Genomic DNA, 11,413 nt, shown 5'->3' with positions numbered 1-11,413 from the left:
CGAAACTGACCGGACACTACAGCGCTTTATCGATTAGCGCGTGTCCGGTCAGCTTCGCTACCGGCAGAACCTACACCACGTACCGGGACACGACCCTTGAGCTTCACGAAACAGGTTTGACCGGCAAAGAAATTGCGCGGCAGTTGTTTATCCACGAACGCATGGTTTACCGCGTCCTGCGCGAGCATCGCGGAGGTTCAAACTAAAATGGTCAAAGGGTGGTTCCAGGGAAGCATGTACAAGCCCACTTCCGAGATTTACGTCCGAAACGTAACGCAGCGTTGATGCAATAGCCCGGCTCAGATCGGCGCGCAACTCTGGCCTTGGTCAATGCGAAGGAGCTCAACAGCCTACATGCCAAAGGCCCAAGGCATAACGTCCGAAACGATGTTGAGGAAAGCCAAGCATAAGTGCGCAGCCCGCGCTGTCAACCGATCAACCCGGCCCGCACCGCCGACGTCGCGAGAAAGGCAATCGCCGAAACCGCAGGGACAACGACCTTCCACGCCTTTTTCTTGGTCATGTAGGCCTGATAGGCAAGCAGGAGGTTCAGGACTGCACCCAGCACCGCCGCCACAACTTGCAGGATCGCATACATGCCCAGCGCTTCTCTCTGAAGAGAGTTTTGACTCAATCTGGGCCAAAACCTTGGATCACCGGCCTACATGCCCCAAAGGCCCAAGGCATACGTCCGAAACGTGTGGTGGCCGTGGCAGAATACGGCCAGCCGCGCCGATCGGCAAGGCTTCGAAAGCCGCGAACTTTTCCGGCCCGGAAAAGATAGGAAGCGCTCCGCTTTGGAGCGCCAAAAAACCGCCGACTTAGCAACATTGCCGTTCCACCCTCACTATGCGAGGAAGATATTGATTATATGGTATTTTTGGAGGTTTTGCATTTGATTTTAGGCCATCATGCGAAAGTTGGCGGAAAAAATTGAATTCCGCTTGTGAACCGGCCCATTTCCACCCCTTGCGAATGCCTCTTAAGCGGCGCTAAACAAGGCTTCAGAGGCCTTTTAGGCGGCACTTAAGAGGGGAAGGCGTTAACATCGGGAAAGTCGCCGAATTTGCCCTCAGAAGTGGGTTCCGCCGACTTTTTGCAGAAAGCATGTAGGAGCGGCCCGGCCTCTCAAAAATGCCCGATTTCTAAGGAAAAATCCCACCGAATGCCGGTAAACGCCAGCCGATCCCACGTCACCGCCTTCTTTGCAGAACCATTATTCCCGTCACATCGACGAAGCAATCCAGTGTCAGCGCAGCGGCGCTCTGGATTGCTTCGCTACGCTCGCAATGTCGAAAAAATCGGGCACGTGTTTGCAAGCGATATAAACCCCAAGAAAAAAGGGCGGGTGCCGTGTGGCCCCGCCCTTTTTGTTGTTCAGTTTCAGCCAGCCCTCAGGCCGCTTCTTCCTTGCCCTTGTGGACACGGACGGGGTCCTTGCGGCCTTCGACGACATCCTTGTCGACGACGACTTCGGCAATGTCGGTCTCGGTCGGCACGTCGAACATGGTGTCGAGCAACAGGCCTTCGACGATGGAGCGCAGCCCGCGCGCGCCGGTCTTGCGCGCGATGGCCTTCTTGGCGATGGCTTCGAGTGCGTCTTCGGTGAAGGTCAGCGTCACGTCTTCGAGTTCGAAGAGCTTGGCGTACTGCTTGACCAGCGCGTTCTTGGGTTCGCTCAGGATCTTGACCAGTGCTTCAATATCAAGGTCTTCGAGCGTTGCGATCACGGGCAGACGGCCGACAAATTCGGGGATCAGGCCGAACTTGAGCAAATCTTCCGGTTCTGCCTTCTGCAACAGTTCGCCCACCTTGCGCTTATCAGGATCGGCGACGTGCGCGCCGAAGCCGATCGAGCGCTTCTGGAGGCGATCCGAAATGATCTTGTCCAGACCGGCAAACGCACCGCCACAGATGAACAGGATGTTCGTGGTGTCCACCTGCAGGAATTCCTGCTGCGGATGCTTGCGCCCGCCCTGCGGCGGAACCGATGCGGTGGTGCCTTCCATCAGCTTGAGCAACGCCTGCTGCACGCCTTCGCCCGAAACATCGCGCGTGATCGAAGGATTTTCGGCCTTGCGGCTGATCTTGTCGATCTCGTCGATGTAGACGATGCCGTGCTGGGCCTTTTCGACGTTATAGTCGGACGCCTGCAACAGCTTGAGAATGATGTTCTCCACGTCCTCGCCCACATAACCGGCTTCGGTCAGCGTCGTGGCATCGGCCATGGTGAAGGGCACGTCGAACGTCTTGGCCAGAGTCTGTGCAAGCAAGGTTTTGCCGCAACCGGTCGGCCCGACAAGCAGGATGTTCGATTTCGAGAGTTCAACCTCACCACCCTTGCCGCTGTGCTTCAGCCGCTTGTAGTGGTTGTGGACCGCCACCGAGAGCACGCGCTTGGCGCGGTCCTGGCCGATCACATAATCGTTCAAGGTCTCGAAGATGTCACGCGGGGTGGGTACGCCGCCATCCTTCTTCCCGGCGATGCCGGCCTTGGTCTCTTCGCGGATGATGTCGTTGCACAGTTCAACGCATTCATCGCAGATGAACACGGTTGGCCCGGCAATGAGCTTGCGCACTTCGTGCTGCGACTTCCCACAGAAGCTGCAGTACAGAGTGCTCTTGGTATCCGATCCAGAAAGCTTGGTCATTCGTCCATCCCAGGCGCCCCTCCACGAGAGGCGGGTCCGGCTATCCTACTACCGCAAGGGCATTAATCAACCGGACTCGATAATGTGTATCACGTCCTTAGCGGCCAAAGCCTTTCGCAGGGCTTAAGACTTTGGCCACCGAAGGCATTCGATCAGGTCGGCGCGCCGCCCGAACCTGTTTCCTCGCCAACCGCATCGGTGGCCGGGCGCGATTCGAAAACCTTGTCGACAAGGCCGAACTTCAAGGCTTCTTCGGCTTCGAGGAACGTGTCGCGGTCCATTGCCTTCTCGATCTCGTCGAGCGTGCGGCCGGTGAACTTGACGTAGAGGTCGTTCATGCGCTTGCGGATACGCAGGATTTCGCGCGCCTGAATTTCGATGTCCGAAGCCATGCCGCGTGCGCCGCCCGAAGGCTGATGCACCATGATCCGCGCATTGGGCAGCGCGATTCGCATACCCGGCTCACCGGCGGCGAGCAGGAACGAGCCCATCGATGCGGCCTGCCCGATGCACACGGTCGACACGCGCGGGCGGATGTACTGCATGGTGTCGTAGATCGCGAGACCTGCCGTCACCACGCCACCCGGCGAGTTGATGTACATCGAAATGTCCTTCGACGGATTTTCCGATTCGAGGAACAGGAGCTGGGCGATGATCACCGAAGCCATGTGGTCTTCGACTTCGCCCGTCACGAAGATGATGCGTTCGCGCAGCAGGCGCGAATAAATGTCGAAGCTGCGTTCGCCACGGCTCGATTGCTCGACCACGACAGGAATCAGTGCGCCGGTCACTGGATCGTGGCTGAACTTGCCCTGGGAACCATAAACACTGGCGCCGGAAGCGCCGAACAGGTCGAGCATGGGAATCCTCATCTGGTTAGACCCCGCTATGTCGCGTGCCACGGCCAGATGTTCAAGGGCGTTAACCGCGAATCCGGGGATTTGCGTGGAACTGCATGAACACAAAGGTGTTATGAGGCGCTACCAACCACCCATCACTGCGATTTACGGGCAATGGGCACCCGTCAGTTCGATGCTGCGTCCTCGGCCTTGGCCATTTCCCGCAAAGCCTCAAGCGCTTCGAACTGCGCCTGCAACGCACGTTGGCGAGCCGCAGCGTGCACAGACGCGGCACGATCCGAGCCAGCGTTCCGCCGCCCGCCTCTCCAGCGGCCAAGCCTGTTGGCAACATGGCGCAACCAATCCCCGATGGCATCGATCAAGCCGCTGCCCCGCACCTGTGCGGGGGCACGGGATCGGGGCAGCGGAACGCCCCCTGCTTCCGGGGAGGCATTGCAGGGGGCTGGGGATGGGGGCGGTGAACTTGGATGAGACTCTGGCTGGATCGCCAGCGCGCGGTCGAGCAGGTCGATCGTGGTCATGGGCGCGGGCGCTTCCTTTGCGGCGGTTGCCGGGGGTGGAGTGTGCTTTGCAGTGGTCTTGCGCGGCTTTTTCCCGGCGCCGCCCTTTGCCTTTGGTGCGGTCTTCCGGCGGGTTGCAGCCTTTTGGGGCTTCTTTGGTGCAGTTTGGGCCTTCTGTTTTGGCGCTTCAGGCCAAGGCATGGTCGAGATCACCGCGCCACGCGGCGGCGGCACGATCAGGTGCGCCGGGAACGCTGGCGGATGGGCCGTGCGCAGCAAAAACGCTGGCTCCTTGCAGCGTGGCTTTCGGGTCTTGGACTTCGCCACCTTGGCGCCTGCGTGCGTGATGGGCGGGCGTGGGCGCGAGGCCACTCTATTGCGTACCGTGTGCATGGGCAGTCACCCTCAAGGAGGTTCCTTGCCGCAGGATGATCCCACAATGCGACTCGCACGCGAATCACCAGAATGATCGGAAGCCGAGGGATCGGCCCAATCCTTAGCAAAATACGCGTTCAAGCTGCGGGAGACTACGTAGTTTTGGCCTGCAAACGCCAACGGCCCGGCACGCAAATGCGCACCGGGCCGTCCGATATCCAGCCCCGTCGGGCCGGATCAATCCGATATGGAGATCAGTCTTCAGCCTTCTTCTTGGCCGGTGCCTTCTTCTTGGGAGCAGGCGCAGCTTCCTCAGCGGCAGCTTCAGCAGCCGGAGCGTCTTCAACCGCAGCCTTCTTCTTGGCCGGAGCCTTCTTCTTCGGAGCTTCCTCAGCCGCTTCAGCAGCAGGAGCAGCGTCCTCAGCCGGAGCTTCTTCCTTGGCAGCAGCAGCCTTCTTCTTCGGCGCAGCCTTCTTTGCAGCGGGCTTGGCTTCGGCGACTGCGCCTTCCTCGGCTTCGATCGCGGCTTGCAGCTCTTCCTTGGTCACTTCACGCTCGGTGACTTCGGCCTTGTCGAACAGGAAGTCGACGACCTTGTCTTCATAGAGCGGAGCACGCAGCTGGGCCGCGGCGAGCGGTTCGGAACGCACGTATTCAACGAAGCGCTGGCGGTCCTGTTCACGGTACTGCTGCGCCGCCTGGCGGATCAGCATTTCCATTTCCTGGGCCGAAACCTGCACACCGTTGGCCTGGCCGATTTCCGACAGGAGCAGGCCGAGGCGCACGCGGCGTTCGGCGATCTTGCGGTAATCGTCCTTCTCGGCTTCGATTTCCTTCAGCGCGTCTTCCGGGTTCTCTTCGTTCTGGGCTTCCTGCTGAAGCTGGGTCCAGATCTGTTCGAACTCGGCTTCGACCATCGAAGGCGGCACGGCAAAGTCGTGGCCCGCAGCCAGCTGATCAAGCAGCGCGCGCTTCATCTGGGTGCGGGTCAGGCCGGCAGTTTCCTGCTCAAGCTGGCCGCGCAGCAGGCCCTGCAGCTGCTCAAGGCTTTCAAGGCCGAGCATCTTGGCAAATTCGTCATTGGCTTCGAATTCGCCCGCAACCTTCACCGCCTTGACGGTGATGTCGAAGGTGGCTTCCTTGCCCTTGAGGTTTTCGGCCGGATAGTCTTCCGGGAACGTGACGGTGATGACAGTTTCGTCACCCGCCTTCACGCCAACCAGCTGCTCTTCAAAGCCGGGGATGAAGCGGCCCGCGCCGAGTTCCAGCGGGGTATCTTCAGCAGCGCCGCCTTCAAAGGCAACGCCATCGACCTTGCCGAGGAAGTCGATGATGATCTGATCGCCGTCCTTGGCTTCTGCGCCTTCGGGAGCGTCGGCGAAGGACTTCTGGCCCTGTCCGATGCGCTCAACCGCTTCGGCCACTTCGGCGTCGGTCACGGGAACGGTCAGCTTTTCCAGCTTCAGGCCATCGAGCGAAGGCGCTTCGATCTGCGGCAGAACTTCCAGCTCAACCGTCAGTTCGGCGTCCTTGCCCTCGCCATAGCCTTCGCCCATCGAAACGGCGGGCTGCATGGCGGGGCGCAGCTTGTTGTCGGCCACCAGCTTGTCCATCGCTTCGCGGATGGAGGTCTGCAATGCTTCCTGATGAAGCTGCGGGCCGTGCATCTTGCGCACGAGGTTTGCGGGCACCTTGCCGGGGCGGAAGCCGGGCATCTTGATCTGCGGCGCGATCTTCTTGACCTCACCTTCAACCCGCGCGGCAATGTCCGCAGCGGGGATGGTGACGGTGTAGGCGCGCTTCAGGCCCTCGTTGGTGGTTTCGACGATCTGCATCCTGATCCAACTTCCATGTCCTCGAACCCCCACATCTTGCGATGGCAGGACCTAAACCTGCTGCGTCTACCAGTTCCGCCACGCCCGCATCCGGCGAAAAGCGAGCGGTGCCCCTATCGCAGTGGCCGGAAAAGGGCAAGCGCCTTGGATTTGGACCATGCACACAACGATGGAACCGGGTATAGTCGCGGCGAGTTGGGGAAGAAACACCGCATTTCAGGAGCCGCACCATGGCCACGACCCCCGATTCTCCCCAGCCAGACCGAATCGAACCGCAATCCCCGCCCGAAAGCCCGCCGGTGACCGAACCCGATGGCGTGCCCCCGGTGATCCAGCCTGACGAGATGCCTGTGCTGGAACCAGACCGGGTGCAGCCGGGCGCACCGCAGGAAGTGCCCACCGCCCCCGACTGATTCGGGGCAGGGCCGCAGTTCGGAGCAGCAGTTCGGAGCAAAAGCCGAGCATCATTGCCCCCCGTTACCCGCTGTGCTTTACCCTGCGGCCATGACCGAAGCTGCCGAGATCGAGAAGTTCATTGCCGCCTGGCGCGATACCGGCGGCAGTGAACTGGCCAATACGCAAAGCTTCATCAACGGGTTGTGCCACCTGATCGGGCTGGATGCCCCCGCCGGCAGCCGCACGGATGACCGGCACAACGATTACGTGTTCGAACGCCGCGTGTTTCAGGACAATGGCGATGGCACGCAAAGCTTTGGCCGGATCGATTGCTACAAACGCGGCGGCTTCATCCTTGAGGCCAAGCAGGGCAGCGAGGCTGACCGGGCGGCAGCGGAAAAGGGTGAGGATGATCTCGACATCTTCGGGCAGACCGCCACCGCCCGCGTAAAGCGCGGCACCGCCCGGCGCGGCACGCCGGGTTGGGCCAAGGCGATGGTGCAGGCCAAGGGGCAGGCCGAACGCTATGCCAAGGCGCTGCCCGCAGACCACGGCTGGCCGCCGTTCCTGCTGGTGGCTGACATTGGCTATTGCATTGAAGTCTATGCCGATTTCACCGGCACCGGAAAGGCTTATGCCCAGTTCCCGGATCGGGCGCGCTATCGCATCATGCTGGAGGATCTGCGCGATCCTGATGTGCGCGAACGGCTGCGCGCAATCTGGACCGATCCCAAAAGCCTTGATCCCGCCGCCCGTGCTGCCCGCGTCACCCGCGATATAGCCGATCTGCTGGCAACCGTTGCCCGCAGGCTGGAAAAGCGCGGCTATAATGCCGAGACGACCAGCGGCTTTCTGATGCGCGTGCTGTTCACGATGTTTGCCGAAGACAGCGGGCTGATCCCCGAACGCAGCTTTACCACGCTGTTGAAGAACCAGCGCGCCCATCCTGAACATCTGGAACACCAGCTTTCCGCGCTGTGGGCGGCGATGGACAAGGGCGAATTTTCGCCCGCGCTGGGCGTGCCGATGAAGAAGTTCAACGGATACCTGTTCAAGGAACGTACCGCCATTCCGCTGGATGCGCAGGAACTGGAAGTGCTGATCCAGGCGGCAGAACACGTCTGGACCGAGGTGGAGCCTGCCATCTTCGGCACCCTGCTGGAACGCGCGCTGAACCCGAAGGAGCGGGCCAAGCTGGGCGCGCATTACACGCCGCGCGCCTATGTGGAACGGCTGATCGGCCCCACCATCATGGAACCGCTGCGCGCCGATTGGGACGGGGTGCGCGGGGCGGCGGCAACGCTGATCGAAGAGGGCAAGCCGGATGAGGCCAAGGCCTTTGTCGAGGCGTTCCACGCGCGTCTGGCGCAGACCAAAGTGCTCGATCCCGCCTGCGGCACCGGCAATTTCCTTTATGTGGCGATGGCCCGCATGAAGGAACTGGAAGGCGAAGTGCTGGACCTGCTGGTGGAGCTGGGAGACGACCAATATGTGGCCGAACTGACCGGGCACACCATCACGCCCGAAAACTTCCTTGGGATAGAGATCAACCCGCGCGCCGCCGCGATTGCGCAACTGGTGCTGTGGATCGGCTATCTGCAATGGCACTTCCGTGTGAACGGCGCAGACCGCGCTCCGCCAGAGCCGATCCTGCGCGATGTAAAAACCATCGAGAACCGCGATGCCCTGATCGATTGGGATGATCGCGTGCTGGAGCGTGACGAGACCGGAGCGCCGGTGAGCCGCTGGGATGGCGAGACGATGAAGGTCCATCCGGTGACCGGCAAGCCCGTGCCCGACGAGGATGCGCGGGTCGAAGTCTATCGCTATGTAAAGCCCCGCGCCGCCAAGTGGCCCAAAGCAGATTTCATCGTGGGCAATCCACCGTTTATTGGGAATAAGCGGATGAGGAAGCGGCTTGGAGAAAACTACGCGAAGGCTTTGCGAGCCGCATGGCCGAAGGTGCCTAAAAGCGTCGACTTGGTAATGTACTGGTGGGACCGTTGCGCCGAACTTACACAATCGGGCAGGTTGAGAACTTTCGGGCTGGTTTCAACCAACAGCATTAAGCAGGTCACCAATCGAGCCGTAATTGAGCGATGGCTGAAGGTCCGACCTGCGCTGAACCTTTCTTTTGCCATCCCCGATCATCCGTGGATGGACGATGAAACTACCGCTCAGGTGCGCATATCGATGACGGTCGCTTCGAGAGGCGGAAGAGTGGGCATCCTTGAGACGATCAAGTCGGAGAGCAAGGTAAAAGGTCAGCCAAATATCGTGGATTTGATTCCGCGCCTTGGCCAAATTCACAGCAATCTTACCATTGGAGCCAACATCACAGACTGCGGTCCACTAAAGAGTAACGACGCACTTTCCTTCATGGGCGTTATCCCTTCTGGTACAGGTTTTCGGATTTCTGCAGATGAGTTGGTGAAATGCGGTTGCGACCTTTCCAACCTTCCGTCGGTCGTCCGCACCTACCTTGTCGGTAACGAGTTAACCGACAACAAGGCCCCAGGCTTTATCATTGACTACTTCGGCCTCGACGAATCGCGGGCACGTAAAGCTTCACCTGCGCTGTTCCAGTTTGTGCTAAACCGGGTCAAAGATGGTCGAGCGGCAAGATCAGGCGACACGTCAGACTCGCAGCAATATGCTTCGGAATGGTGGCTCTTCGCTAAACCGCGACCGGGTATGCGAGCCGCCCTTCAAAGACAATCTCGCTATCTCGCAACGACCGAAACTTCAAAACACCGTTGGTTCACGTTTCTCCATTCCACTATTTTGCCAGACCAGAAGATTCGCGGCGTCGCGACCGAAGATGCCTTCCATTTGGGCGTGCTCTCAAGTCGAGTCCATAAGCTTTGGTCTGACGCCGCTGGCGGGCGGCAAGGCGTAGGCAATGACCCAGTCTACAACAACACGACCTGCTTCGAGCCGTTCCCCTTCCCCGCCGATGTCCCCGAACCGCTCAAGGCCAAAATCCGCGCCGAGGCCGAAGCGCTTGATGCCTTGCGCAAGCGCGTGCTGGATGCCCACGAAGATCTGACGCTGACCCGGCTTTACAACGTGCTCGAAGCGCTGAAAGCGGGCCGTGCGCTGACCGAGGCGGAGCGCGACATGCATGACCGGGGCCTTGTCACCCTGATCCGCCAGCACCACGATGCCATCGATGCTCTGGTAGCGCAGGCCTATGGCTGGTCCGCTGACCTGTCTGACGAGGACATCCTCACCCGCCTTGTCGCGCTGAACAAGGAACGCGCGGCCGAGGAAGCGCGTGGCCTGATCCGCTGGCTGCGCCCGGAATATCAAGCGCCGGACTATCAGGCCCCGATCACCCAGACGCTCGATCTGGGCGAGGCGGCGGCGGTTCTGCCCGACAATGTCATCCCCTGGCCCGGATCGCTGCCCGAACAGGTCAGCGCCGTGCAATCCATCCTGTCTGCCGCACAGGCCCCCCTCGCCCCGCAAGACGTCGCCCGCGCCTTCAAGGGCAAACGCGCCGCCACCGTCCGCCCGGTGCTCGATGCCCTTGCCAGCATCGGCATGGCCCGCAGGCTGAACGATGGCCGCTATGCCGCGTAAACGGCGGGGCCTTGCATGGAGAATACGACGTGCGTTCTGACAAACACCTCGCCCTGACACGCCGCGCCTTTGCCACGGGGCTGAGCGGATCATTGGCAGCATTGCCCGCCACCGCCCACGCGCTGGCTGATGCAAATCAAAAGGTTGATCTGAACGATCCAGACATGCGCGATGCCGCCCTGCGCGGCCTTGCCCGCGCGGGCGAACGCGGTGATCCGGTGCTGGCGGCAAAGGCCGAAGCAACGCTGGCCCGCTTGCAAGCCAGTGACCCGGAAGCCGCGATGCTGGTGCAGGTTTACAAGGCGTATGATGTGGACGCAGCGGTACACCGCTACAACACACTGGGCAGCGATTCTGCCGCCGCGCCCGCGTTGGCTTTATTGCACTCCGCAATACAGCACTGCCGCGCCGTGTCATTCCACTACACCGATCTGGAGGACCAACAGACTTCGCGCACTGCCCTGCCGCTGGCGATTGTCCACCCCGCACAAGGCATAAAGTTGCTGGCATGGTGCGAAAAACGCGGCGACATTCGCCAGTTTTTCGTGCGGTCAATGGGTGATCTGACAGTTGGGACCGCAGGTTTTGGTCCCCAGCGCCTGTCCCTGTTGCAAAAACTTGCAGACAGTGCCGCGTTGCGGGCCTGACGGAATACAACGAAACCCCCGCCAGTTTCCCGGAGAGGGTTTTATGAGTGCCCAGAAGGCCTAGAGCACGTTCCGACCAATCTGGTTCATCGTGATTGCGATAGGAAGCTCGCTGGCAAGGCGTAGCGTGCAGCAGGGGCTGGTTGCCCCTGCAAGCGATGCAACGCTGTCCAGCGAGCTTCCTATCACAACCGCAAAGCGGCGGGCCGAATTTGCTCCAGCGCAGCGTTGCTCGTTAGTCACAATGCCTCAGCATTGCTCCTTCCTCGCGCCTTGCCCTGAAATAAATTCGGCTCCGTCACGATGATCCAGATTGGTCGGAACGTGCTCTAACACCCGGCGCGGCGCGATTGTTGTCGCATCCTCTCCCAAGGCCGCGCCGGGCGACGTTGTGCGGGATTTGGGTTAGCGCGTTGTCAGGAGGGTGTCACATGGAGAAATTGCTGCAGTTGATTTTGCAGTACTCTGTTGCAGCATGGTCACACAACAGGCCTGGCGTTGAGGGGGGGGTTGTTGTTATGGTTGCGGGGGCAGGATTTGAACCTGCGACCTTCAGGTTATGAG

9 protein-coding genes are annotated in these 11,413 nt (G+C 60.6%); 4 read left to right on the top strand and 5 right to left on the bottom strand.

The window, feature by feature from the left end:
• Positions 1-206 (top strand): helix-turn-helix domain-containing protein (locus B7X90_RS17525; RefSeq protein ID WP_292626688.1); only part of this gene is annotated, 206 nt, incomplete at its 5' end.
• A 221-nt stretch (positions 207-427) separates the two neighbouring features.
• Here the strand turns inward: B7X90_RS17525 and B7X90_RS17520 are convergent.
• The 5 genes from B7X90_RS17520 to tig all read right to left on the bottom strand — a co-directional run bounded on the left by B7X90_RS17520 (position 428) and on the right by tig (position 6,221).
• Positions 428-598 carry a hypothetical protein gene (locus tag B7X90_RS17520; RefSeq protein WP_292626686.1) on the bottom strand — a complete coding sequence of 57 codons (171 nt, stop codon included), beginning with the start codon at positions 596-598 and terminating at the stop codon, positions 428-430.
• Positions 599-1,394: 796 nt separating this feature from the next.
• Positions 1,395-2,651 (bottom strand): ATP-dependent Clp protease ATP-binding subunit ClpX, encoded by a 1,257-nt coding sequence (clpX, locus tag B7X90_RS17515; protein WP_292626685.1) that lies wholly within the window; start codon positions 2,649-2,651, stop codon positions 1,395-1,397.
• Positions 2,652-2,803: 152 nt separating this feature from the next.
• Positions 2,804-3,511, bottom strand: a complete 708-nt coding sequence (gene clpP / locus B7X90_RS17510; protein ID WP_292626682.1) for an ATP-dependent Clp endopeptidase proteolytic subunit ClpP — start codon at positions 3,509-3,511, stop codon at positions 2,804-2,806.
• A 164-nt stretch (positions 3,512-3,675) separates the two neighbouring features.
• The gene (locus tag B7X90_RS17505) at positions 3,676-4,290 is read right to left on the bottom strand and encodes a hypothetical protein (RefSeq protein WP_292626681.1); all 615 of its coding nucleotides are present in this window, start codon (positions 4,288-4,290) and stop codon (positions 3,676-3,678) included.
• Between the two features lie 350 nt (positions 4,291-4,640).
• The gene (gene tig / locus B7X90_RS17500; RefSeq protein ID WP_292626680.1) at positions 4,641-6,221 is read right to left on the bottom strand and encodes a trigger factor; all 1,581 of its coding nucleotides are present in this window, start codon (positions 6,219-6,221) and stop codon (positions 4,641-4,643) included.
• Positions 6,222-6,451: 230 nt separating this feature from the next.
• On the opposite strand from tig, the gene B7X90_RS17495 reads away from it, so the two are divergent.
• From B7X90_RS17495 to B7X90_RS17485, 3 genes are all read left to right on the top strand, one after another.
• Complete coding sequence (locus B7X90_RS17495) at positions 6,452-6,634, top strand: hypothetical protein (protein WP_292626679.1); 183 nt, start codon at positions 6,452-6,454, stop codon at positions 6,632-6,634.
• 91 nt (positions 6,635-6,725) lie between these two features.
• A complete protein-coding gene (locus B7X90_RS17490; RefSeq protein ID WP_292626677.1) occupies positions 6,726-10,202 on the top strand; it encodes a DNA methyltransferase in 3,477 nt (1,158 codons plus the stop codon).
• A 29-nt stretch (positions 10,203-10,231) separates the two neighbouring features.
• Positions 10,232-10,849, top strand: coding sequence for a WYL domain-containing protein (locus tag B7X90_RS17485; protein ID WP_292626672.1), 618 nt, complete (start codon positions 10,232-10,234; stop codon positions 10,847-10,849).
• The last annotated feature ends 564 nt before the right edge of the window (positions 10,850-11,413 follow it).

The organism is Novosphingobium sp. 17-62-19, from assembly GCF_002256775.1.
GTDB lineage: Bacteria > Pseudomonadota > Alphaproteobacteria > Sphingomonadales > Sphingomonadaceae > Novosphingobium.
This window is presented reverse-complemented; position numbering and strand designations above follow the sequence as displayed.

Bases quoted from the DNA above. Each gene is read 5' to 3' on its own strand.
- B7X90_RS17490 (WP_292626677.1), top strand. From the start codon at position 6,726: ATGACCGAAGCTGCCGAGATCGAGAAGTTCATTGCCGCCTGGCGCGAT.
- clpP (WP_292626682.1), bottom strand. From the start codon at position 3,511: ATGCTCGACCTGTTCGGCGCTTCCGGCGCCAGTGTTTATGGTTCCCAG.
- B7X90_RS17520 (WP_292626686.1), bottom strand. From the start codon at position 598: ATGTATGCGATCCTGCAAGTTGTGGCGGCGGTGCTGGGTGCAGTCCTG.
- clpX (WP_292626685.1), bottom strand. From the start codon at position 2,651: ATGACCAAGCTTTCTGGATCGGATACCAAGAGCACTCTGTACTGCAGC.
- tig (WP_292626680.1), bottom strand. From the start codon at position 6,221: ATGCAGATCGTCGAAACCACCAACGAGGGCCTGAAGCGCGCCTACACC.
- B7X90_RS17495 (WP_292626679.1), top strand. From the start codon at position 6,452: ATGGCCACGACCCCCGATTCTCCCCAGCCAGACCGAATCGAACCGCAA.